Source organism: Enterobacter cloacae complex sp. SHL009 (assembly GCF_049237205.1).
In the GTDB taxonomy this organism is placed as follows: domain Bacteria; phylum Pseudomonadota; class Gammaproteobacteria; order Enterobacterales; family Enterobacteriaceae; genus Enterobacter; species Enterobacter cloacae_M.
Genome location: NZ_JBMKIW010000007.1, coordinates 164661 through 188782, shown reverse-complemented (window position 1 = coordinate 188782; position 24122 = coordinate 164661). Strand labels below are relative to the sequence as shown.

The window sequence follows — 24122 nt, the reverse complement described above, 5'->3', positions numbered from 1 at the left end:
ATGAAAATACTTTCCCTGGCTGCAGTGCTGCCAATCGTGGCCCAAGCCACTGACAACATGACATTCCACGGGACCCTGGTAGCACCACCATGCACTATTAACAACGGTCAGACGATTGAGGTTGCGTTTGGTAATAATCTTGGTATTACCAAGATTGATGGCAACAACTATAAGCAGCCGATTAATTACAGCGTGGATTGCGATGCCGATTACAGCATCAACAATCTTGCGATTATAGTCGATACTACAGCTCCTGCAGCCTTTGATACTGCTGCTGTGATGACAAACAAAACTGGTCTGGGGCTCCGTATTCTGATTGATGGTAATGCTGTAACTTTCGCAGAGCGAATCGCAGTTAGTACTCCTGCATCTCTGCCGAAAATAGAGGCAGTACCGGTTCGCGATCCTGCGGTGACTTTAACCGAAGGGGCCTTTGAGGCAACGATGACGCTTAAAGCTGACTATTTATGAGGAGCTGTAAGATGAAGCGAGTAAGGATTATTCACTTTATGATAGCAGCTATGCTGTTAGTTAACACAGCTCAGGCGGCGGACAATGTACACTTCTCTGGAGCATTAGTGTCCGAACCCTGTTCTATCCCAGACTCCGACACCGATATACATGTCGATTTTGGTTCGGTAATTATCAAATACCTTTATCAATATCAACATACTAAGAGTGAGTTGTTTACTATTCATCTTGAGAATTGCGACCCTTCAGTTATGAAAACAGTAAGTGTGACATTTGAAGGTATAGCTGATGATGAGCTAACAGATATGCTGGCGTTAGACGCTTCCGCAAGTGCACGGGGCGTTGCGATTGGTTTAGAAACAAGTAACGGGACGTCACTTGTCATTAATAAATCTAGCCCATTTACACAGTTAACTAATGGAAATAATGAGTTAACATTTTCTGCATATATACAAGCAAAACCTACGGAGATTGCTAATAGTAGTCTAACACCTGGTAATATTTCAGCAGTTAGTACATTTATGCTAAACTATCAATAAATCTCAGAGATGTTTTTAATGAAACGAGCACTATATTTATTAATCAATCTGATTGTTTTTTCAGTAAGCGCAAGTGAGTATCCTGTAGTTATTCCGACTAAGTCCGTTGATGAACCTTATGGGGTTAAGAATATCTATTTCAAAACTATTACAACAAATATTGGTCCTGCTTCTGAACAAATAGTTCCTTCCGGATACATGGTGACGTTATGGGCTCGCGAAGAAGTAAATTATAAAGATATAGTAAGTTTTTTGGCTAATGGTATTATTGCTGACGGCTCACATACAATAGGAGAATTGGCTATGCAGGCATATAATGATGCCCCGGCTGAATATCGTTCTGGAAATAAAAGAGTGCATACGTCTCCTAATAACTGTATGGCATGGGGGGCAGCCCCCCGTGAGGATCATGTAGATTATAAATTACTAATTGCTCCCGGTGGATGTATAACAGCTCCGCCGTCAAATGCAAATTGTAAGTTTATCACGCAAGAAGTACTATTGGATCATGGTTCGCTGAGACTTACGGACGGAAATATTAGTAGCAAACAAATTTCTATTGAATGTAGCGAAACTACTGATGTGCAATTTAGTCTGCCTGGAAGTGATGAAAAATATATTTATTTAGAAGGGCAGAAAGCAGAAATAAGTATAAATGAACAACCATTAGGTTCTAAAATCACATTACCTGCTGGTGTTTCGTCTGTTAAAATACAAGATAAGTTAATTGGAAACTTTCCTGTGGGAGCATACTCGGGATCTAATGTCATAATAATGAATTTTGTATAGATAAAGCCGGGAGGCTCGCTTCCCGATTACATCAAAGCATCCGAACCATGAAGTAAATTTGTCAGTATAGTGAAATATATCTAAATATTCCTGATTATTTTATGAGTTTGGGGCGAAAGAATGCCTAAAGGAACTTCTTGTAAAATAGAAGTTCCAGTATCATTTTTTCATGCAAATACAGTGGGCGTTGGTTAGTGTTTGATTTTTATATACGTTGCCTTTCTAAAGGCAAGATTCATTACTGTCCGTATGCTAATAAATTTCACAATATCAGCATCATTTTAGGGAGGGCAGGCATTTGATGAGAGGAATCCACTTGGTTGTTTAAGATAATGGTTATTATAGACTATGGTCAAACTTTAAAGAGATTACACAATAAAATGAGAGGTGTTTTTTTTGAAATAAATCATGAGGTAATAATAAACATCATTTTATTAACCAGGCTAGATGCTCTCGCTGTGAGCATGTTAAGCTCTAAGTTCAATAGGGGAATATTATAAAGAATGTCTTATAACAGTAAGCATCGGCATGGTTCGAGCGATTAGATGTCTTCGAAATAATATTAAAATTAATACGTTCAACGAGTTGGTATTGTCGGGATTATTCGTGGTGATTCACACATCTCCTGCAACTCATTGAATATTCTTGCTACATGGAAACCATCGCACACGGAGTGATGAACCTGAACGGCGAGAGGTAACAAAACTTTTCCATCCTGTTCGTAGTATTTTCCAAACGTGAACATAGGGGCAAAGAAGTTCTTCATGTGAGCAATATTCATATTAAAGTTAGTAAACGTTACCCAGGGAATCGACGATACGAAAAAGATATTTTCCCGGAATTCTTCCTTAGGCCAGTATGAAAGGTTATTGCCATAGCGTGCAATATCTTCTGCGTACGTTTCCTGGAAGTTATTTATATTGCCGTCGAAGTGGCTCCATAATGACGAAAAGGTCTCCGTTTCAGGATGGAAAATGGTATAGCTTGGATGAATTTCATTCCATATGACAAGCTCATTATCCTTCATAGCCATACGGAATTCCGGATGTCGGTTCATGATTTTAGAAAGGAGAAATATAATCGTCGGGTAAAACTTCCAGCCGACCTCTTTGATATGTTTTCGCAGTGCGGTAATGTCGATCAAAACCGTTTGGTTAATAGTACACTCAGCAAATGACTGGAAGACTTCAAAATGCTCCTTTCTGGCCCAACGAGATAAATCAACAGGCGTATATTTTGGGGCTGTTTTTTTCATTTTTTAACCTTTTATTATCAATCACCTGAAGGGTTTTGGGCCAGAAACAACCGGAGAACCATTTCAACCGTATCTAATCTTCCTGTCAATCTCAGCCTGTGGTTTTCCGAACAGGTATCCCTGCACGAGATCGCAGCCAAGAGCCTGAAGACGCTCAAGCTGCGCTTCGGTTTCAACACCTTCCGCAATGACCCGCATATTGAGGCTCTTTGCCATGCCGGTTATCAATTTAACGATATTAAGGGCGTCATCCTGCGTGGATATCGGGTTCACAAAGGATTTGTCGATTTTAATTTTATCAAAATTCAGTTCACTCAGCCGTGAGAGCGACGAATAACCCGTCCCGAAATCATCGATTGAAATTTTTACACCCAGCGTTCTTAGCTTTTTGAGAATAGTGATCGGCGTATTGCTGTCACTGAAGAGCGAAGACTCCGTAACCTCTAATTCAAGACGGTTTGCCGGAAGTCCTGTCTCCTTCAGGATGGACTGTACCATCGCCGTAAAGGATTTCGTGCCCAGCTGAACGGGTGAGACGTTAACAGAGATCCTTGCCGGAACCGTCCAGGAGACCGCTTCCCGGCAGGCAAGCTCAAGCACATTTTTGCCAATCTGATTGATCATCCCCGTTTTTTCAGCGACAGAGATAAAGTAATCAGGTGAAAGTATCCCCTTAACCGGGTGTATCCAGCGAATAAGCGCTTCGTAGCCGTAAATTTCATTGCTGAATGAATCGACAATAGGCTGGTAATAAACAACGAATTCATGGTTATCGATCGCCAGTGCCATATCATGTTCAAGGGTTCTGCTTTCCTGTAACTTTTGCAGCATCCACTGACGGAAAACTTTTATCTGCTGTGAACCCTCTTTTTTGGCTTCGTAGAGCGCCAGATCGGCAAATTTATAAAGATAATCAGAGCGCCGTTCATTATCAGATAAAACAATACCCACACAGGTGGCGATTTTTATCAGCTGGTTATTAATCGTATAGGGCTGGCTGATATGTTCGCTGATTTCTTTGGCACGCGAAACGGCTGCTGCTTCAGTGAGGCCGCTGGAAAGCAGGGCAAACTCGTCTCCGCCCAAACGGTAAAACGTATCAGTGGCGCTGCTCATTGAGGTGAGGCGTCTGGATACCTGATTCAACAGCAAATCTCCGGCATCATGGCCATAGGTATCGTTGACCTCCTTGAACCGGTCTAAATCAAATAGCATTACCGTGACAGGGGTGTGGTTTTTATCGGCCTGAAGATTAATTTTGTTAAGATCGTCCCAGAAGAAAAGACGGTTTTTCATGCCGGTGAGGGAGTCATGATAAACATCATACTCCAGCTTTGAGTTCTGAATTTGCAGCGTTTCTTTTGATATCTGAAGCTCGTCAGCAAGGCTTTTAACCTGCATGTGCGCTTTGAGAATGTTTTTATTCTGGTAGATCATTAAGAAACCCAGAATAAAGCTTAATATCACTAGTAATAATGAAAGTACCGAATAAATATAGTAAAGGATCTGTATTTTATGGTTGGATTCATTAACCGTGTTAATATCTTTCGTAAGTGCCGTTGCAGAAAGTTGGCTCAGCGGCGCGTCGAGATCGTGCATATTTGTCAGGTATGCCTGTAACTCTGGATGGCTCATTTTTTCAAGATGACTATCCAGATAGCTCAGTATTTTCTCTAAGCGAAAAGCGAGTTCCTGATGCGCTTTATCGCTGTCAATATAGCGACCTAAATCTCCCCCTTTCATTAAATCGCTCTGGCTTAGCATAATTTCAAGACGCATGCGGACCTGGTCTATCGTAACGTCATCGGTATCGGTTGCGTATAGACCAAGCCATGATTCAAAACGGTAATACTCTGATACCAGTTGTGCCACGGACCAGGACTCAGTGTATTGAGTCAGTTTTTGCAATTCCTGCTGTCGATCGTAAACAAGAAATGCAATATATCCTGTCGTGATAAAAAGAGAAAAAATGATACCAACCAGTATCCTGTTCATTATGTTCTCCTGAACGACTACTCAATCTTCATTTTGCTAACCTGCCATGCTGAACGCGAGTAATAAATTTGATTATTCAACTCAGGAAGACTGTCATAGGGGTATACAATGAATGATGGGCCTTTATCGCGAATGCGCATATATTCGCCATTGATCTTTAAGGCAAGTATGGCATTGTATTTTTTAAAGTCGCTGAGAGGGATCACGGTAGAGTAATCATTGAGCGCAATAACATTAACATTAGTTCCCTTCGCACCCACATAATCCATGAGTTTATTCATGGGAACACCCTCAAACTTCGTGCGACCGTTATACCAGGGAGATGTCGTCTCAAAACTCACCACACCCAGTTTTTCAAGGCTGGCGAGATCAAACACTGCTTTTCCATTTTCATTGGTATTTTCTATATTACCGTAAATCGTTAAAATGGGTTTACCAACTGGTTTTGGCAGTTCGCCAGCCCAGGTTACACTTTGTACGAGACAGCATAACAGCAGTAGGGTTAATCGCATTTTGACCTCCACCTTTTTAACATAAGTATAAGAATTATAATTTAGATATCACACGAGTTGATATATTTTGTTGGGGAGTAAGGGGTTTTATCGTTTTTGTTGAGGTAAACTCATTTTAATCAATGAGTTAGGCGTTGCGGATGACAGGGAGTTTGATACTCGAGCGACGCTTAACTTTTTGATAAAAGCTAAAATTATGGGCACAAATGCTCTTCTGTTTAAAAAATAATCGCTTTAATTGATTGATATTAACTTCCACGACAATTTTTGGATGTCCGTGGCTTTTTGGGGCGCGAATCTGGAGACTAAATACGCGTCCCGGTTGTGTCTGTAGCTTCAGGATGACGATGATATGTGAGGACTCGAACATTCCGATTGTGCTTGTCCCGCATCGCTTTACTTACTTCAGGTCATCCTGGATGGTTGACGCCGACTTACCCCCTCTCGCCATGCTGGAAAACACTTCGTCCCGGTAGATCCACGCATGAACGAGTGCGGCAGAGAGATGGACCAGCACCACAGCAAAAAGCAACTTTGCCAGAAGGCTATGGGCGTCGTGACACCAGGCATACAGCGCTGGGCTGGTCGGGACAATCGCCGGCAGGTTGACGCCATCAAACATCACAATCGGCAGGCCCGCTGCCGACAGTTGCGCCCAGCCCAGCAGTGGCATTGCCAGCATTAACCCATACAACATCCAATGTGATGCCTTTGCGGCAAGCACCTGCCAGACGGGCAAATCGGGAGGTAGTGGAGGCGTCCGGCTAAGGAGCCGGTTGACCAGACGCACCACTGCCAGCAGTAAAATGGCGATACCCAGCGGCCGGTGCAGGTCGATTAACCAAATCCGGTGATGTAACGACGTCATCATCGCGGCACCGATGAAAAGCATCGCCAGGATCATCCCCGCCATCAGCCAGTGCAGGCTTCGCGCCAGGATATTGAAATGCTGCGGCGCGTGCTCTCGTATATTTTTATTCGGGCTCATTTTACCTCCTGCTTTTGCACGGCTTCAGTGGCCTTGCCGTAGCCGATTTCCCGCTCGCGGCGACTGAAAGAGTGGGAGTAGGCTGCGGAGCGGGCGTTTAAGATGGGATCATCAGACACCGCAACGCCTGCAGGAACGACAGAAGGATCAAAGTTAACGTCGCGGCACGCGCCTGTGGATTGTGCTTCGACCCGCGTCACTTCCAGCGTGCCGGCCACCATCTGCTTGCGATCCTCCGGCCATGGCTGGGAAGGATCATCCACCGGATCGCCCGGCTGTGCGAGCTGCAAAACGTAATCCCAGTAGAGTGGCTTCTGCGCCAGACGCTGACGCAGGTTTTCAAACAGGAAGTTGTCATCGGCTTTCTGTCGTTGTTCAGCGCTCATCGAAAGGAAAGGCTCGTGCGGACGCATCATCCAGCGAACGGCTTGACGATCCCCCTGCGCGTTCACAAGGTAAAAGGCGTTAATGCTGTAAAACGTCGCGCCCGCGAAGCTGCCGGGCGCGGGTTTTTGTGTCGCCCATTTAAGGTATTTCTCCGCCTCCGGGTACGCTTTTAAAAAGTCTTTGAGACGCTGCGGGTCCGGTTTTCCGGTAGCTGCATCAACAGCAGTGGCTTTTCGCAAGGCCAGAAAACCTTCCGGGCTGTGGGTGGCGAAGAAAGGCTCGTTGTTCATCGCCATTCGCCATTGTTGCTTGTCATCTGTCTTCAGCAGCAGCGCCATGCTCAGGGTTTTGGTCGTACTATCCGGGGCATGCGGATCGCCGGTACCAATAGAGAATCGGCCCACCACGGGCACTTCCTGCTGTGAGAAGAGGCGGGAGGTTGAAAGAGAATCCGCCGAGCCGTTTGGCGTAAAGGTTCCGGCAAAGCAGATGCCTTTTCCATGCGCGCGACGAAAACCTGGCGGGAAGGGTTTCGGTGTTTCACCCACCAGTGCCTGGCTGACCGTGCGTGACCCAAACCAGCCCGCCGTCCATGCAAAAGCAGAAGCCAGCGTACTGGCGACAACGGCGATAGCTGCCAGCGCCCCCCAGGTTTTTTTGGACCTCAAATCCAGTTTCGACATAGACGTTTTTCCGGAACAAAATATCTTCACCTGTCATGCGCAACGTATTGCGCGTGACAGGTGTTAATACAGTGGCGAATATGGATCGAGTATAAGAACTAAGGGGCGTAAAGAAAGAATATCACGAAAAGTTTAAACCTTTCCGCAGTCAAAAAGACCGGGTTACTCATCGTGTCGGAAATTTTGACCGAGTCGATTACCCAGCGTGAAATAGTGGCGAAACAGGTAATAGAGGGGATTCCATTTCTCCACGTTAAATTTCACCCCTCTCTGAGTACGAATTAATAATGCCTCAGAAACGTGGACGCAGGTTATCGCGGCATCAACGGACACCAGGTTCCCCTGTGAACCTGTCAGGGGCGCTATACCGCAAACCCGAGCCTCTATTTGTACAGGACACTCTTTAATTCTCAATGAGTTAATCGTTACTGCCTTTTCTTTATGGAAATTTCCGCAGCTAAACTTATCCGGTTCAAAAACATATCCCATCTTTTTCTTCCATTCCGGTGGGGATGCTTTTCCCGTTTTATTTGCGATAGCTTCAATATTCGGCCAGAGCCTGCTGTCCGGAATGTTCAGAACAATATCGGGGTTGCCCGTGATATTTTCATAACACTTTCCGGAGGTGCCAAGCCCGAATACGATATTCCGGTCAAGGATCCACCACGAGGAGACCGGGCTCAGGTTGGTTGAACCGTCAGGATTTTGGCTGGAGATAATGGCGACCGGTGTACCAAAATATAAAGAAGCAAAATCGACCTGCTGGGTTTTCATTTTATCATCCTCTGATTAACGAAGGCCCAGTCTACGTTGTGCAAACGTGCGTTACTTCGGTGAAGCGTGAAGTAAAATGCGGCTCACGGAATATCCAGGAGCGCAATGTTAACCGCTTCTTCCTGAGCAGGGGGAAGACACCACGTTCAGCCTTTAAGGAAATAAGATCGTGTAAAATCAGGAGCCCCATATGCTGGGCTCCTGGTTTATTTGCCCTTATTTTTGTAAAGCATCGAGACGCAAGCGCCACAAATCATAGCGTTCCTCTCCCGGTTTAACGGCTCCCGCGAAGTGGTCACTGAGGCGACTCGAGGTAAATACAAGGTCTCCGTTCGGACGGATTGCCGGCGTGTCTGGCCAGCGCACCTCTTCGCTTGCCGCAATCAGCGGCATGGAAAGGGTCTTAGGGTCGTATCTGACGATACCATTGCGTGTGACATCGGTAATGTAGAGGTTACCTTTTTCATCTGTCACCATACCGTCGGTGTTGCCTCCCACTCTGCCCAGATCGCGGATCTGTTCGGCGATTTGCACATCTGTTGAAGCTGGCTGTCTGAGTATTGCGGTCGGTACCGCATACGCACGCGTGCCGGTTGTCACTGTCCAGTACAGCGTGTTCGCATCGGGAGAAAGTGCAATGCCATTGATGCCAATCAGCAATGGTTTACCCGGCCATACTTCAGCCCCGTGCGAGACAACGTTAACGCCAGGTTCAATCTGCAGCGCAGGGTGACGATCGAGTACGCGTCGTGCCCTACCGGTGGCGAAGTCCACGACAATCACGCCCACACGGTTTTCCGGCGCACTCCGCGAGCCGCTGTCGGAGATATAGGCGACACGGCGGTTCTCATCGACCACCACATCATTAAGGAAGCTGGCCTTGCGGTCCGCTACGCCATCCAGGGCGATACGTTTGATGGTGCGGCCAGAGTGGAGATCCAGTACAAGCAGTTTCTGCGCCCCCACGGGGGATTCTGTTTCGCCTGCAACAAACCCCATGTCCAGCGCCCATAGCCAGCCGTTTTTACGGTCAACATAAAAACCGAGCACGTTGCGCAGGCTCTTAGCAGGATCGGTGTTTACCGCATTCCCCTCGCGGGAGGGAAACGCCGTCAGGCGGGCAGGGCCAGACTGCGCAGTGGTATCAAGAATGCTTAATGTCGCGGGAGCCGCAGCTGAAACCAGCCGGGGCGTGCTGACAAAGGCCCGGTCCATTGCATCAAAGTGGATACCCGCAATAGGGGCATTGACCGAACCGGAAAACGTCGCCGGTATCTTTCCGTCTTGAGCGGAATCCCAGCTCACGCCGGCGTAGCTTCGCCAGCGCTCCAGAGGCGGGTTATTCGCCGCGTTGACTACACTCGGGAAAGTAAACAATGCCGCCAATGCGATGGCGGGCAGAATAAGGGGGCGGTTGAACATTGAAAGTCTCCAGTGGCACGTTCAGGTGATGAATGTAGGCCACTTTACTCATCGCCCAACGGGAGATAAATTAGCCAAATTGAAAAAGATTTGTTCCTGAGAGAGCAAAATGAGCCGAAAATTCGATTACCTCGGAGACGTTGAAGTCTTCATTGCTGTTGTTGAACATGGCTCTTTTACTGCCGCAGCGGTTGCCCTTTCAACCACTCCTTCGGTACTGAGTCGCGCGGTCACCCGCCTGGAAGCGCGTCTTGGAAGGCAGCTGTTACAGCGCACGACCCGCCGGGTGGGGCCGACTGAAGCAGGGCGCGTCTATCTTGAGCAGGCGCGCTCCGCGTTTTCTCTGCTTGATGACGCCGAACGCGATGGACGCGGTCAGGAGGGGGATCTGACCGGTCGCGTGAAAATGAGTGTCCCGACGACCTATGCCCACTACCGCCTGCCGCCGCTGCGGGCACGCTTTACCCAACACTACCCGCGCGTTCAGGTTGAATTGAACATCACCAATCGCAACGTTGACCTGATCGCGGAGGGGTTCGATCTGACGATCCGTCTGGGACAGTTGCCTGACAGCGGGCTTGTGGGGCGAAAGCTGGAAGACGCGGCATTGCTTCTGGTCGCCTCCCCGGACTACCTGCATCGAAGAGGGAAACCTCAGACGCTGGAGGAGTTGCAGCGCCATCAGTGCCTGCCGTTTATCATGCCGCGTACCGGTCGCATTGCCCCCTGGGTATTTCGGGATGAAGGGCGCGATATTGACTGGTTGCCGGGGTCAACCATCGAAATATCAGACGATGTACTCGGCGTGGTTTCGCTCGCGGAGCAGGGGATGGGGATCTGCCAGAGCTATGAATTTATCGTCCAGGACAGAATACAGCGCGGCCAGTTAGTTGAGGTGTTGCCACAACTCCGGGGACGGTCGCGACCTTTCTCCGTGCTGTTCGCACCGCACCGACGTCAGTCGGCAGCCACCCGGGCAATGATTGACCTTCTGACCCGGCAAGAATGAGAAGGACGAGTCCACCATGAAAAAAGCGCACTTTTCCTTTTGGATCCCTCTTATCGCGGGCGGGATAGCACTGATATCGGGTTTTGTGGTCTGGTCAGTCAACATTTACCGCGTGACATACCTTTCGATCCGCGGGGAGCAGTACCTTGCCTGTGGGGCGTTGCTGCTGGCGCTGGTGCCGATGGTCTATTTCATCAGAAAGGGGAGACTAAAAGGTAAGCGCCTTGCTGACGCGGTGAAAATCTACCTCGGCTTCTTTATTTGCAGCCTGCCGGTTGCCATGTTCGTGGTCTTTACAACGGCCTGGCTGCTGGAGGGGGACTATTCGGCCTGGAGCAAACCTTACCGGTATGAGTCCAGTACCCGCCACAGCTGCTCGGGTGCGGAAGTCTACGAGCCGGAATTAAAGAAGGAGATCCGCATCTGTAACCCGCAGGGTAACGTTTATTCCGATACCATCCTGTATGTGGAAAAGCGGAGCAATGCCCTGGGGATTGTGGTGCTCTGGGCTATCACGCGCGCCTGAACCGGGGAAAGTCAGGGCGCGAGAATAAGCGTCAGCCCGCCTCCAGCATCCCAAAGCTCACAATCCGCGCGCGGCCCAGCTCTTTCGCCCGGTACAAGGCCACATCCGCGGCGCGCAGCAGGTTGTCAGTCTGGGCATGTTGCGGGTAGCTGGCAATGCCAATCGACACGTCCACTGGCCCAATCTCGGTCAGCCCGTAGCGAATCGACAGCTCATGTACGCCGGTGTAAATCTTCTGCGCGCAGGCGTGCGCCTCTGGTTCATCGGCACCGGGAAGCAGCACCAGAAACTCCTCGCCCCCGTAGCGGAATGCGAGTCCGTTGTCATGGGCAGCCCGCTGGACAATTGACGCCACGCTTTTAATCACCTGATCGCCCGCTTCATGGCCGAAGCGGTCGTTGATGCTCTTGAAGTGATCGATGTCGATCATCATGCAGCTTAACGGCTCGCCGGTGCGCAACGCCTGTGCCGTTTGGGTTTGCAGGGTATCTTCCAGATGATGACGATTACGCAGGCCGGTGAGCGGGTCGAACAAGGCTTTTTCCAGCAACGCGTCGCGCAGACGCTGGTTGGCCAGCGCCAGACCGAGCGCTTCGGCCATCAGTTCCAGATAGGCGCGGGAAGGGGCGTTGTCCGCCGTAATATTCTGAAAGGAGAGCAGGCCAATGGCCTCGCCCTGGGCGATAAGCGGCACGCACAGCGAGCTATCCGCCTGGTGGGCCGGAAGATGATAGCACGCGATATCCGGCTCACCGTTTACCGGCGGGTGGCTCTGTCCGCGGCGCACGGCCCAGCACTCGTCCGGGTGGAAGCTCGTCTCTTCCCCAACCGGCGAAAGCCATTGCGCGACGCAGCGCATCTGCCAGGGCTCGCGGTCAAGGACGTAAAGTCGGCCCGCGATCCCCGGTGCGATATTAGGCGCAAACAGCTCCGCCACGTTAATCACATCGTTAAAGTTCTCACACCCCTGCAGCCGCTGGGTCATGCGCGCCAGCAGCTCGCGGATGGCCCAGTCGGCATCGCGTTCTCTTTCCAGACGCTGTCGCGCCAGGCCGTTTTCGCGGAAGATGCGGATGGCCTGGGCCATATCGCCTATCTCATCAATCTGGTTGAAATTGGGCGTTTCAACCGCGTAATCCTGGGACGCCAGGCGGTGCACCACGTCGCTCAGGCGCACCACGGGACGCAGCACGCGGCGCTTCAATATAAAGCCGAGAACAAACAAGAACAGCAGGGCGGTCAGGCCGACCATCAGCTCAGACGCGGTACGCAGCGCTTTCGATTTTTTTGTCGCGTCCTGAACGGAGGCGATGACGCGTTTGTCGAGTATCTGGCGGAAGTGATCGATCTGGTTCTGCGCGCGCTCCAGCTCCTGCTCATAGGGCGCACCGTAGAGCAGCGCAACGGCCTGCGCGTCTTCTCCCTGCGCCGCGCTCGTTAGTGCCGTCTGCTGTTCGTCCTGCAGTTCATCGATTATTTTTATGCCTTCGCGCAGCAGGGACAGCTCATCATCCGATGCGCCGTTGTCCCGCAGCTTTTCAATCCCGAGTTCAACGCTCTTCAGGTTGTTTTCTGACTGGCCATATTCCTTTAGCGTTTGCGGATCTTTTTTGATGACGTAGAGGCGCGCTAAATCGGACTGTGCCCAGACATCGGTTTCGATATCTTCCGTAAGCTCATCAAAACGCTGGCGTTGTTCAACGGCCTGACGCTCGAGGGTATCAGCACTGGACGCCATCAGCATGATAATGCCGGAGGCGATGGTCAGGCAGACCGTGGCCCCATAGGCCCAGTTTGTTATCGTCGCGATTCGCACCTGATGATCCTTTTACGACATGAGTAGGATGGCGTTCTTCAAATTATAGAAAACGTCTGATTTAAGGCGAAAAAAAAGGCGGCACAGCGCCGCCTGGTGTGGTCTATATCGTCACATCCTCACAATTCTGGAGGATTTTTTCCTTCTTCGATGAAGTCGGGGTCCAGCTCTTCGGCGTTACCTTCGTGATCGCGCCCTGAGAAGAGGTTCCAGCAGGCGATAAACAGCGCGGCAATGAGCGGCCCAATCACAAAGCCGTTAATGCCGTACAGCTCCATGCCGCCGAGGGTGGAGATCAGTATCAGGTAGTCCGGCATTTTGGTGTCTTTCCCGACCAGCAGCGGGCGCAGGATATTGTCCACCAGCCCGACGATAATCACGAAGAAGCCGACAATAAACAGCCCTTGCCACACCTGGTGGGTGGCGAACAGGAAGATGGCGGCGGGCACCCAGACAATCGCCGAGCCGATGGCGGGCACCAGCGAGAGGAAGGCCATCAGCGCGCCCCAGAGCACGCTGCCGTCAATACCGGCAATCGCAAACGCAATCCCGCCGAGGATGCCCTGAACCACCGCCACCGCCGCCGTACCTTTTACCGTGGCGCGCGACACGCCGACGAATTTGGCGAACAGATGTTGCTTGGCGAAATCAGACAGCGGCAGGGAGTCGAGGATCTGGCGTACCAGATACGGGCCGTCTTTCAGCAGGAAGAACAGCAGATAAAGCATGATGCCGAAGCTAATCGCAAAGCCAAACGTCCCCTTGCCAATCAGGAACGCGCTGCCGGCAAGATATTGCCCGCCCTGCAGGGCGACATCGGAGAGTTTTTTCTGGATCTGCGCGGCGTTGGTCAGGTTGTGATCCGCCAGGAAGCCGCTGGCCCAGTCAGGCAGATGGTTGAAGATGCTTGCCACCACTTCCGGGAACTGGGTGTTGTTCTCCTGAAGCTTCGTATAAACCACGTTCAGCTCAATGGCGAGCGAGGAGAGGATCACCATCAGCGGTATAAAGACGATCAGGCAGATAATACCGAGGGTCAACAGCGAGGCAAGCCCGTTGCGATCCCCCAGCGCGGTGCGCAGCCTGTTTTTTACCGGGTTGAAGATGACGGTCAGAATGGCGGCCCAGAGTATCGCGGAGAAGTAGGGCGACAGCACGTCGAAGAAGGCCCAGGTCACAAGGGCAAGAATAAAGATAAAGAAACCTTTGGTCAGTCCGTTAAAGCGCATCAGTCAGTCCTGGTTACTAAGAAACTGTGTCGACTATAGAACTGATTGTGAGAATTACCAACCTTGCGCCGGGTAGCGGCTGCGCCTTAACCGTCCTGCGGGCAGTGTTGCGGTATGAATCCGCTCTTCGCGGATACCACTTTCGACTGACCGAAGATCGCCTTTTCCCGCACCATGCTGTAAGTATCTGCTTGCGGAGGTGCTTATGGCCTGGCGTCCGATTCTCTATGTGATCCTCACGACCCACCCCAGACTCAGCGCGAGGCGTGCCCGTTTGCGTCTGGTCATCTAGCTTTTTATTAACAATCGCGGTATAACACACCTTCTTTGGATGTTTAGATGTCCATACGTATAGAAGGTAATATGCAAACACAACAAGAAAATGGGCAGCTTAAACGCACCATGAAAACACGCCACCTGATTATGCTCTCGCTGGGTGGCGTGATTGGGACAGGGTTATTCTTCAATACCGGATACATCATTTCAACCACCGGGGCGGCGGGCACGCTGCTGGCGTACCTGATAGGCGCGCTGGTGGTCTGGCTGGTGATGCAGTGTCTGGGCGAGCTTTCCGTGGCGATGCCGGAAACCGGCGCGTTCCACGTCTATGCCGCCCGCTATCTTGGCCCGGCGACGGGCTACACCGTGGCGTGGCTCTACTGGCTCACCTGGACAGTGGCGCTCGGCTCCAGCTTTACCGCCGCGGGCTTCTGCATGCAGTACTGGTTCCCCCAGGTGCCGGTCTGGGCCTGGTGCGTGGTCTTCTGCGTGGTGATTTTTGGCCTGAACGTCATCTCTACGCGCTTCTTTGCGGAAGGCGAATTCTGGTTCTCTCTGGTCAAAGTCATCACCATTATCGCCTTTATTATTCTTGGCGGCGCGGCGGTCTTTGGCTTTATCCCTATGCAGGACGGTTCACCCGCGCCGGGCTTAAGCAACATCACCGCCGAGGGCTGGTTCCCGCATGGCGGCCTGCCGATCCTGATGACCATGGTGGCGGTGAACTTTGCCTTCTCCGGTACCGAGCTCATCGGCATCGCGGCGGGGGAAACGGAAAATCCGCACAAGGTGATTCCGGTTGCGATCCGCACCACCATTGCGCGCCTGATTATCTTCTTTATCGGCACCGTGTTTGTGCTGGCGGCGCTGATCCCGATGCAGCAGGCGGGCGTGGAAAAGAGCCCGTTCGTGCTGGTGTTTGAAAAGGTCGGTATTCCTTACGCGGCGGATATTTTTAACTTTGTGATCCTGACGGCGATCCTCTCGGCGGCGAACTCGGGCCTGTACGCTTCCGGGCGCATGCTGTGGTCGCTGTCGAATGAGAAAACGCTGCCGCGCTGCTTTGCCCGCGTGAACAAAAACGGCGTGCCGCTGACGGCGCTCTCGGTCTCTATGCTCGGCGGCGTGCTGGCGCTGTTCTCCAGCGTCGTGGCCCCGGACACGGTGTTTGTCGCGCTCTCGGCGATTTCTGGCTTTGCGGTGGTGGCGGTGTGGATCAGCATCTGCGCGTCGCACTTCGTTTTCCGCCGCCGTCATCTGCAGTCCGGTCAGCCGCTCTCTGCGCTGCAGTATCGTGCGCCGTGGTATCCGCTGGTGCCGGTGCTTGGTTTTATCCTCTGCGTGGTGGCCTGTGTCGGCCTGTGGTTTGACCCGAGCCAGCGCATTGCCCTTTATTGCGGGCTTCCGTTTGTCGCCCTGTGTTATGGTGCGTACTACCTGACCCGAAATATGACATCGCAGGAGCCTGAACATGTCGCAGAATAACCCGCTTACCGCCATCCTTGAAAAACAGCCGTTTGTGGTGCTGGATGGCGCGATGGCGACGGAGCTGGAAGCGCGCGGCTGTAACCTGGCAGACAGCCTCTGGTCAGCCAAAGTGCTGGTGGAAAACCCGGAACTCATTCGCGAAGTGCATCTCGATTACTACCGCGCGGGCGCGCAGGTGGCGATCACCGCCAGCTATCAGGCCACGCCTGCGGGGTTTGCGGCGCGCGGCCTGGACGAAGCGCAGTCCCGCGCGCTAATCGGTAAAAGCGTGGAGCTGGCGCGCAAGGCGCGCGAAGCGTATCTGGCTGAAAATCCGCACGCGGGCACGCTGCTGGTGGCGGGCTCCGTTGGGCCGTACGGCGCCTATCTGGCGGATGGCTCAGAGTATCGCGGCGACTACGTGCGTAGCGCCGGGGAGTTTACGGCCTTCCATCGCCCGCGCGTGGAAGCGCTGCTGGATGCGGGCGCTGACCTGCTGGCCTGCGAAACGCTTCCCTCGTTTACCGAGATTAAGGCGCTGGCGGCGCTTCTGGCCGAGTACCCCCGCGCCCGGGCGTGGTTCTCCTTTACCCTGCGGGACAGTGAACACCTGAGCGACGGTACGCCGCTGCGTGAGGTGGTCAGCGCGCTGGCAAACTCTCCGCAGATTGTCGCGCTGGGCATTAACTGCATCGCACTGGAAAACACTACGGCGGCGCTGAAGCATCTGCAAAGCCTGACGTCGCTGCCGCTGGTGGTCTATCCGAACTCGGGCGAGCATTATGATGCGGTCACCAAAACCTGGCACCACCACGGCGAAGCGTGCGAGACGCTGGCGGGGTATCTACCGCAGTGGCTGGAGGCTGGGGCCAAATTAATCGGTGGATGCTGTCGCACCACGCCGAAAGATATTGCTGAGCTGAACGCGCAGCGCTGAGTGCTTTGCCGGGTGGCGGCTACGCCTTACCCGGCCTACATCTAAGGTTTCGTGCGCCTGATGCCCTCACCCTGACCCTCTCCCACGGGGAGAGGGAAAAAACATCAAAAACAGCAACATGAGTTGTTTCAGAACGATTGAAGGCTTTCAGCTATGCTCTGGTCCGGCTGTAAATCGCTGAGGCGTTTCCTGCAGGCCGGGGCGAGGCGCAGGGATGCGCCGAGAGGGCGGGCTTTACAGGGACGTTACCTCCGCCCGTCCCCGATAAGCCGGAGGGAATAAGCCGAGGGCACCGCGTAGCGGCGATTTACCGCCGGGAGCCCGCGTCGCCAGGGTGGTGGCGACTTAGCCACCCTGGCACGTTCACAGGTCATGCCATTACAGAGTAGCAAGGAACATAAAGTGAACGGAATGACCACTACCGCCTTATGTTCCCCTCACCCTAACCCTAACCCTCTTCCCAAAGGGGAGAGGAGAAAAAAACAACCGCACAAAATCAACTATCCTTTCCCGCTTTTTATCTAAAAACGAATCGTTATGAGCGATTCATTTTTATTCCTTTATCAAAATTCCCGCGCCGGAAATACTGCCCTCATAACAACAAGGGGAGCAGGCACTATGGCAATTTCATCGCGAATCACACTTCTCGGCGCACTGGCGCTGTGGGCATTTCAGGCGCAGGCGGTGGACGTCACCGTCGCGTATCAAACCTCTGCGGAACCGGCGAAAGTCGCGCAGGCGGACAACACCTTTGCGAAAGAGAGCGGCGCGAAAGTCGACTGGCGCAAGTTCGACAGCGGCGCATCCGTGGTGCGTGCGTTAGCCTCCGGCGACGTGCAGATCGGCAATATCGGATCCAGCCCGCTGGCGGTGGCGGCCAGCCAGCAGGTGCCGATCGAGGTTTTCCTGCTCGCCTCGCAGCTCGGTAACTCAGAAGCGCTGGTAGTGAAGAAAAACATCACTAAACCGGAAGATCTGATCGGCAAACGCATCGCCGTGCCGTTTATCTCCACAACCCACTACAGCCTGCTGGCGGCGCTCAAACACTGGGGCATCAAGCCGGGTCAGGTACAAATCATCAACCTGCAGCCGCCGGCGATTATCGCGGCCTGGCAGCGCGGGGATATTGACGGGGCTTACGTCTGGGCACCGGCAGTGAACGAACTCGAAAAAGACGGCACCGTGCTGACCGACTCAGAAAAAGTGGGCCAGTGGGGCGCGCCAACCCTCGACGTGTGGGTCGTGCGCAAAGACTTCGCCGAGAAACATCCTGAGGTGGTGAAAGCCTTCGCCAAAAGCGCGATTGATGCCCAGCAGCCGTACATCTCTAACCCGGATGAATGGCTGAAGCAGCCCGCCAACCTGGAAAAACTTTCCCGCCTGAGCGGCGTGCCGGAAGCGGACGTGCCGGGGCTGGTGAAAGGCAATACCTATCTGACCCCCGCGCAGCAGGTGCAGCAGCTTACCGGGCCGGTAAACAAAGCGATTGTTGATACCGCCACCTTCCTGAAAGAGCAGGGCAAAGTGCCAGCGGTGGCGACGGATTACAGCCAGTACGTGACCGATCGTTTTGTGAAATAAGGAGTCCGCCATGCTGAATATTACGAACCTGTACGCCGATTACGGCGGTAAGCCCGCGCTGGAGGACATCAACCTGACGCTGGACAGCGGTGAGCTGCTGGTGGTGCTGGGCCCGTCCGGGTGCGGAAAAACCACGCTGCTGAATCTGATCGCCGGGTTTGTCCCTTATCAGCATGGCTGCATCCAACTGGAAGGCAAAAAGGTGGAAGGCCCGGGCGCCGAGCGCGGCGTGGTCTTCCAGAACGAAGGATTGCTTCCCTGGCGCAACGTGCAGGAAAACGTGGCGTTTGGGCTACAGCTTGCGGGCGTCAATCGCGAACAGCGGCTGGAAACGGCACGGACGATGCTGAAAAAAGTGGGGCTGGAAGGGGCGGAAAAACGCTTTATCTGGCAGCTTTCCGGCGGCCAGCGGCAGCGCGTGGGTATTGCCCGCGCGCTGGCCGCGAATCCGCAGCTGTTGCTGCTGGACGAGCCGTTCGGAGCGCTCGACGCCTTCACCCGCGAGCAGATGCAAACCCTGCTGCTGCGCCTGTGGCACGATACAGGCAAGCAGGTGCTGTTGATTACCCACGATATCGAAGAGGCGGTGTTTATGGCGACGGAGCTGGTGCTGCTCTCGCCGGGGCCGGGCCGCGTGCTGGAGCGTTTGCCGCTGGATTTCGCCCGCCGCTTCGTCGCGGGAGAACCCGTGCGCAGCATCAAATCCGATCCGCTGTTTATCGAACAGCGTGAATACGTCTTAAGCCGCGTGTTTGAACAACGGGAGGCTTTCTCATGAGTATCGTCTTCAGTGAAAAAACGCGCCGCACGCGTCAGGCGCTGCGCTGGCCTTTCTCGCGCCAAATCACGTTGAGCGTCGGTACTCTGCTGGTGCTGCTGGCGGTGTGGTGGGCGGTTGCTGCCCAGCAGTGGGTCAGCCCGCTGTTTCTGCCGCCGCCGGGCCAGGTGCTGGCCAAACTCATTACCATCGCCGGGCCGCAGGGCTTTATGGATGCCACGCTCTGGCAGCACTTAGGTGCAAGTCTGGCGCGTATTCTGGTGGCGCTGCTGGCAGCGGTAATTATCGGGATACCGGTCGGGATCGCGATGGGCTTAAGCCCGACGGTGCGCGGCATACTCGATCCGCTGATTGAGCTTTACCGTCCGGTGCCGCCGCTGGCCTGGCTGCCGCTGGTGGTTATCTGGTTCGGCATAGGTGAAACGCCCAAAGTTTTACTCATCTATCTGGCGATCTTTGCGCCGGTTGCAATGTCAACGCTGGAAGGCGTGAAGAGCGCCCAGCAGGTGCGGATCCGCGCGGCGCAGTCGCTGGGAGCCAGCCGCACGCAGGTGCTGCTGTTCGTGATTTTACCGGGCGCGCTGCCGGAAATTTTAACCGGGCTGCGCATCGGCCTCGGCGTGGGCTGGTCCACGCTGGTGGCGGCAGAGCTGATTGCGGCCACGCGCGGCCTTGGGTTTATGGTGCAGTCGGCGGGAGAGTTCCTGGCGACTGACGTGGTGCTGGCAGGGATCGCGGTGATCGCCGCGATCGCCTTCGGATTAGAACTGGGGCTGCGCGCGTTACAGCGCCGCCTGACGCCCTGGCATGGAGAAATACAATGAGTGAACGTCTGACCATTACCCCGCTGGGGCCGTACATTGGCGCGCAGGTGTCGGGCCTGGATGTGACCCGTCCGCTGAGCGATAACCAGTTCGAGCAGCTGTACCACGCGGTGCTGCGTCATCAGGTCGTTTTCCTGCGCGAACAGGCGATCACCCCGCAGCAGCAGCGCGCGCTGGCCCTGCGCTTTGGCGATCTGCATATCCACCCCGTCTATCCGCATGCGGAAGGCGTGGAGGAGATTATCGTTCTGGACACCCACAACGATAACCCGCCGGACAACGACAACTGGCACACCGACGTGACCTTTATCGAGACGCCGCCCGCCGGGGCGATTCTGGCGGCGAAGCTGCTGCCGGAAACCGGCGGCGATACGCTGTGGACCAGCGGGATTGCGGCGTATGAGGCGCTCTCCGCGCCGTTCCGGACGCTGCTGAGCGGGCTGCGGGCGGAGCACGACTTCAAAAAGTCGTTCCAGGAGTACAAGTACCGTAAAACGGAAGAGGAACATCAGCGCTGGCAGGAGGCGGTTGCGAAGCATCCTCCGCTACTGCACCCGGTGGTGCGGACCCATCCTGTCACGGGCAAGCAGGCGCTGTTCGTGAATGAAGGGTTCACGACGCGCATCGTGGACGTGTCCGAGAAAGAGAGTGAGGCGCTGCTGGGATTCCTGTTCGCGCATATCACCAGGCCGGAGTTTCAGGTCCGCTGGCGCTGGCAGGAGAACGACCTGGCGATCTGGGATAACCGCGTAACGCAGCACTATGCCAATGCGGACTATCTGCCGCAGCGCCGGATTATGCAGCGGGCGACGATTTTGGGGGATAAGCCGTTTTATCGTGCGCCTTGATCCCCTCACCCTAACCCTCTCCCCAAAGGGGCGAGGGGACTGCCCGGTGCGGTTTTCACCCTCTCCCTTTTAGGGAGAGGGCTGGGGTGAGGGTATTAAATGCGCCTCAATATACCGCTGATAGCGGTTCGCCTTCAGGTAACACAAATCCACCAGCACCAGTCCGTCGACGCAGTCGTTAAACGCCGGGTCGCTGCCAAAATCAATAAACTGCACGCCGCCGGGTTCACACAGCTCGGAATACTGCTTGTAGAGCGGCGGAATGCCGCAGCCCAGATTGCCGAGCAGGGATTTCAGCTTTGTCAGGTCATCCACGTAATCCACGCCGCCAAACTGCGCGAGCACGTCCGGCAGCGATGCGGGATACGGCTGACGTGACGCGGCCAGCGGATGCGTTGCCGGGAACCACAGGCGGTAAAAGGCCACCAGCAGATCCCGTGCGGCAGGCGGTAAGCCACCGGAAATCGAGACCGGGCCAAACAGGTAGCGGTAGTTCGGATAACGCGCCAGGTAGGCTCCAATGCCGGACCATAAATAGTCCAGGCCGCGGCGTCCCCAGTAGCGCGGCTGAATAAAGCTGCGCCCCAGCTCAATGCCGTGCTCCAGTACGTCCTGCATTTTGTCGTCGTAGTGGAACAGGCTATAGCTGTACAACCCCTCAACGCCGCGCTTTTCGATCTGCATGGCCGTCGGCATAAAGCGATACGCCCCGACGATCTCCAGATCGTCCTCATCCCACAGGATCAGGTGCAGATAATCATCGTCGTAGCTGTCGGTGTCCCGACGTTTGCCGCTCCCTTCCTCGACCGCGCGAAAGGCAATCTCGCGCAGGCGGCCCAGCTCGCGCAGCAGCGGGGCGTCTTCCTGCCCGTTGCGCTGCCAAAGATAGATGGTTTTACCGTCGCTGGTATTGCCCAGACATTCGGCCTGCGCCAGCGCGCGTTTCAGGGTGGCGCGGTCTTCCGGGCGGGCAATGGCGCACTGGGTTTTAAAGACGCCAGGCAATCCCTTGCCAAGACGCATCACGTGCTGACGGCACTGTTCGGCCATCTCACGCGACGAAAGGGTGGCGCTGTGCCAGTGATGCCAGGCAATCTGCTGGCCGATCTTAATCGGCAGCTGGCTGTGGCGGCGGCGGAACATCTGCTGCATGAGTAACAGCATTGACAGCGTCGGGGAGACCAGCGTGCTGGCATAGAAGAGCAGGCTGTTATGCGCCTGAATATGCACCGGCAGCAGCGGGGCGCGCAGCTTGCTGGCGAGTTTGATAAAGCCAGAGTGCCACTTTTTGTCGCGAATGCCTTTGCGCGTGGGGCGGGAAACTTCTCCGGCCGGGAAGAAGATCAGCACGCCCGCGTTTTGCAGATGCTGTTCCATCTGCACCAGGGACGATTTCGCTGTCCTGCCGCCCATATTATCCACCGGAATAAACAGCGAGCTGAGGGGCTCAAGGTGGGTCAGCATCCGGTTGGTCACGACTTTAACATCGCGTCGCACGCGAGAAACGGCGTACATCAGCGCCAGACCGTCCAGCGTACCCGTCGGGTGGTTGGCAATAATGACCAGAGGGCCATGTTCGGGGATTTGTTCAAGATCGCGGGCGGAAACGGTGCAGAGAATATCAAGGTGTTCCAGAACTTGCTCCACCATATCCAGTCCTTTCAGGTGGCGGTGTGCTGCTGCAAATTGCTGAAATTCGTCTTCGTAAAACAGTCTTTTTAACAGACTTTTTTGCCAGGGGGTGGGCCTCGCCTGAGGCCAAAGATCGTCGAGAACGCTATCGAGGCTAAACATGGTTACTCCTCCTGCCGTCTTGCGAAGACAGTAGAAGGCGCAGATGTCGGTTGTATTGCAGTTTGGTGAAGATTAGCGCAGAGAGCAGGCCGGGTAAGGCGAAGCCGCCACCCGGCGCTAAAGCGGATTAACGCAGAATTTTCTTCTCGGCCAGATCCAGCGCGAAGTAGCTGAAGATCAGATCCGCGCCTGCGCGTTTGATGGCGCCGAGGCTTTCGAGGACCACTTTCTCTTCGTCAATCGCACCGGCCAGCGCGGCGAATTTGATCATCGCGTACTCGCCGCTGACCTGGTAAGCGCCCAGCGGCAACTCGGTGCGCTCGCGAATGTCGCGCAGGATATCAAGATACGCACCAGCCGGCTTCACCATCAGGCAGTCTGCGCCCTGGGCTTCATCAAGCAGGGATTCGCGAATCGCTTCCCGACGGTTAAGCGGGTTCATCTGATAGGTTTTACGATCGCCCTTCAGCGCCGTGCCCGCCGCTTCACGGAACGGGCCGTAGAAGGAGGAGGCAAATTTGGTGGAGTAAGACATGATGGCGGTGTCGGTAAAGCCCGCCGCGTCCAGCGCCTGACGGATCGCCTGAACCTGTCCGTCCATTGCGGCAGAGGGCGCGATGAAGTCCGCACCCGCAGCGGCAGCCACGACCGCCTGTTTGCCGAGGTTCAGCAGGGTGGCATCGTTATCGACACCGTGATCGCACAGCACGCCGCAGTGGCCGTGAGAGGTATATTCGCAGAAGCAGGTGTCTGACATAACCACCATTTCCGGCACGGTCTCTTTGCAGATGCGAGACATGCGGGCGACGAGGCCATCTTCCTTCCACGCGTCGCTGCCGGTGGCATCGGTATGGTGAGAGATGCCGAAGGTCATCACCGAGCGGATCCCCGCGTTGGCGATGCGTTCAATCTCACGTGCCAGATATTTCTCCGGAATGCGCATTACGCCCGGCATGGCTTCGATGGCTTTGTAGTCATCGATCTCTTCTTCGACAAAAATCGGCAACACCAGATCGTTTAAGGTCAGGGTTGTCTCTTCAAACATAGCGCGCAGTGCAGGTGACTTGCGCAGGCGGCGGGGACGTGCAATTAAATCGGTCATGGTATGCCTGATGTTTGTGGAACAAAGAAGGCTAGTGTACCCGAAAGCGTCGTGAGGTGTTTATTAAAGTGGGCGGTTTACCGTCAGGCCATGTAAGTCTGTTGGAGGAGAATCGTT

22 protein-coding genes are annotated in these 24122 nt (G+C 54.1%); 11 read left to right on the top strand and 11 right to left on the bottom strand.

Annotated elements, in window-relative coordinates; translation table 11 throughout:
• The 3 genes from ACOTZC_RS16915 to ACOTZC_RS16905 are packed head-to-tail and all read left to right on the top strand — an operon-like array spanning window position 1 to window position 1799.
• Complete coding sequence (locus ACOTZC_RS16915) at window positions 1-471, top strand: fimbrial protein (RefSeq protein WP_047174794.1); 471 nt, start codon at window positions 1-3, stop codon at window positions 469-471.
• Between the two features lie 11 nt (window positions 472-482).
• Entirely contained in the window at window positions 483-1010 is a 528-nt protein-coding gene (locus ACOTZC_RS16910) for a fimbrial protein (protein WP_080337283.1), read from the top strand.
• Window positions 1011-1028: 18 nt separating this feature from the next.
• The gene (locus ACOTZC_RS16905) at window positions 1029-1799 is read left to right on the top strand and encodes a hypothetical protein (protein WP_248161581.1); all 771 of its coding nucleotides are present in this window, start codon (window positions 1029-1031) and stop codon (window positions 1797-1799) included.
• A 577-nt stretch (window positions 1800-2376) separates the two neighbouring features.
• Here the strand turns inward: ACOTZC_RS16905 and catA are convergent.
• The 7 genes from catA to ACOTZC_RS16870 form a co-directional block, all read right to left on the bottom strand.
• The gene (gene catA / locus ACOTZC_RS16900; protein WP_248161579.1) at window positions 2377-3054 is read right to left on the bottom strand and encodes a type A chloramphenicol O-acetyltransferase; all 678 of its coding nucleotides are present in this window, start codon (window positions 3052-3054) and stop codon (window positions 2377-2379) included.
• Between the two features lie 63 nt (window positions 3055-3117).
• Complete coding sequence (locus ACOTZC_RS16895) at window positions 3118-5049, bottom strand: putative bifunctional diguanylate cyclase/phosphodiesterase (RefSeq protein ID WP_045400568.1); 1932 nt, start codon at window positions 5047-5049, stop codon at window positions 3118-3120.
• 17 nt (window positions 5050-5066) lie between these two features.
• A complete protein-coding gene (locus ACOTZC_RS16890) occupies window positions 5067-5561 on the bottom strand; it encodes a molybdopterin-dependent oxidoreductase (protein WP_045356353.1) in 495 nt (164 codons plus the stop codon).
• A 400-nt stretch (window positions 5562-5961) separates the two neighbouring features.
• Window positions 5962-6549 (bottom strand): cytochrome b, encoded by a 588-nt coding sequence (locus tag ACOTZC_RS16885; protein WP_045400572.1) that lies wholly within the window; start codon window positions 6547-6549, stop codon window positions 5962-5964.
• A complete protein-coding gene (locus ACOTZC_RS16880) occupies window positions 6546-7619 on the bottom strand; it encodes a catalase family peroxidase (RefSeq protein WP_163353488.1) in 1074 nt (357 codons plus the stop codon). The genes ACOTZC_RS16885 and ACOTZC_RS16880 overlap by 4 nt, the downstream gene beginning before the upstream one ends.
• Window positions 7620-7781: 162 nt before the next feature.
• Window positions 7782-8393: a flavin reductase family protein gene (locus ACOTZC_RS16875; RefSeq protein WP_163353489.1), complete on the bottom strand. Its 612-nt coding sequence runs from the start codon at window positions 8391-8393 to the stop codon at window positions 7782-7784.
• 216 nt (window positions 8394-8609) lie between these two features.
• The gene (locus tag ACOTZC_RS16870) at window positions 8610-9815 is read right to left on the bottom strand and encodes an L-dopachrome tautomerase-related protein (RefSeq protein WP_163353490.1); all 1206 of its coding nucleotides are present in this window, start codon (window positions 9813-9815) and stop codon (window positions 8610-8612) included.
• 109 nt (window positions 9816-9924) lie between these two features.
• Here ACOTZC_RS16870 and ACOTZC_RS16865 point away from each other — a divergent pair, with 109 nt between their 5' ends.
• Window positions 9925-10824 carry a LysR family transcriptional regulator gene (locus tag ACOTZC_RS16865; protein WP_421635886.1) on the top strand — a complete coding sequence of 300 codons (900 nt, stop codon included), beginning with the start codon at window positions 9925-9927 and terminating at the stop codon, window positions 10822-10824.
• A 16-nt stretch (window positions 10825-10840) separates the two neighbouring features.
• A complete protein-coding gene (locus ACOTZC_RS16860) occupies window positions 10841-11350 on the top strand; it encodes a hypothetical protein (RefSeq protein ID WP_163353492.1) in 510 nt (169 codons plus the stop codon).
• 31 nt (window positions 11351-11381) lie between these two features.
• Here ACOTZC_RS16860 and ACOTZC_RS16855 read toward each other — a convergent pair whose 3' ends face one another.
• Window positions 11382-13166 (bottom strand): diguanylate cyclase, encoded by a 1785-nt coding sequence (locus ACOTZC_RS16855; protein ID WP_126302968.1) that lies wholly within the window; start codon window positions 13164-13166, stop codon window positions 11382-11384.
• Between the two features lie 119 nt (window positions 13167-13285).
• The gene (locus ACOTZC_RS16850; protein ID WP_163353493.1) at window positions 13286-14395 is read right to left on the bottom strand and encodes an AI-2E family transporter; all 1110 of its coding nucleotides are present in this window, start codon (window positions 14393-14395) and stop codon (window positions 13286-13288) included.
• 363 nt (window positions 14396-14758) lie between these two features.
• On the opposite strand from ACOTZC_RS16850, the gene mmuP reads away from it, so the two are divergent.
• The 6 genes from mmuP to tauD all read left to right on the top strand — a co-directional run bounded on the left by mmuP (window position 14759) and on the right by tauD (window position 21109).
• Window positions 14759-16159: an S-methylmethionine permease gene (mmuP, locus tag ACOTZC_RS16845; protein ID WP_001194698.1), complete on the top strand. Its 1401-nt coding sequence runs from the start codon at window positions 14759-14761 to the stop codon at window positions 16157-16159.
• Window positions 16146-17078, top strand: coding sequence for a homocysteine S-methyltransferase (mmuM, locus tag ACOTZC_RS16840; RefSeq protein ID WP_045356365.1), 933 nt, complete (start codon window positions 16146-16148; stop codon window positions 17076-17078). The genes mmuP and mmuM overlap by 14 nt, the downstream gene beginning before the upstream one ends.
• Window positions 17079-17696: 618 nt before the next feature.
• Complete coding sequence (gene tauA / locus ACOTZC_RS16835) at window positions 17697-18659, top strand: taurine ABC transporter substrate-binding protein (RefSeq protein WP_001018397.1); 963 nt, start codon at window positions 17697-17699, stop codon at window positions 18657-18659.
• A 10-nt stretch (window positions 18660-18669) separates the two neighbouring features.
• Window positions 18670-19437: a taurine ABC transporter ATP-binding subunit gene (tauB, locus tag ACOTZC_RS16830; RefSeq protein WP_126302966.1), complete on the top strand. Its 768-nt coding sequence runs from the start codon at window positions 18670-18672 to the stop codon at window positions 19435-19437.
• Complete coding sequence (tauC, locus tag ACOTZC_RS16825; RefSeq protein ID WP_213750918.1) at window positions 19434-20261, top strand: taurine ABC transporter permease TauC; 828 nt, start codon at window positions 19434-19436, stop codon at window positions 20259-20261. Before tauB ends, tauC begins: the two co-directional genes overlap by 4 nt.
• A complete protein-coding gene (gene tauD, locus ACOTZC_RS16820) occupies window positions 20258-21109 on the top strand; it encodes a taurine dioxygenase (RefSeq protein ID WP_001547743.1) in 852 nt (283 codons plus the stop codon). Before tauC ends, tauD begins: the two co-directional genes overlap by 4 nt.
• A 69-nt stretch (window positions 21110-21178) precedes the next feature.
• Here tauD and ACOTZC_RS16815 read toward each other — a convergent pair whose 3' ends face one another.
• Together ACOTZC_RS16815 and hemB are read right to left on the bottom strand one after the other, a co-directional pair.
• Entirely contained in the window at window positions 21179-22903 is a 1725-nt protein-coding gene (locus ACOTZC_RS16815; RefSeq protein WP_045400597.1) for a lysophospholipid acyltransferase family protein, read from the bottom strand.
• A gap of 127 nt (window positions 22904-23030) precedes the next feature.
• Complete coding sequence (hemB, locus tag ACOTZC_RS16810) at window positions 23031-24005, bottom strand: porphobilinogen synthase (protein ID WP_028017695.1); 975 nt, start codon at window positions 24003-24005, stop codon at window positions 23031-23033.
• Window positions 24006-24122: the final 117 nt, after the last annotated feature.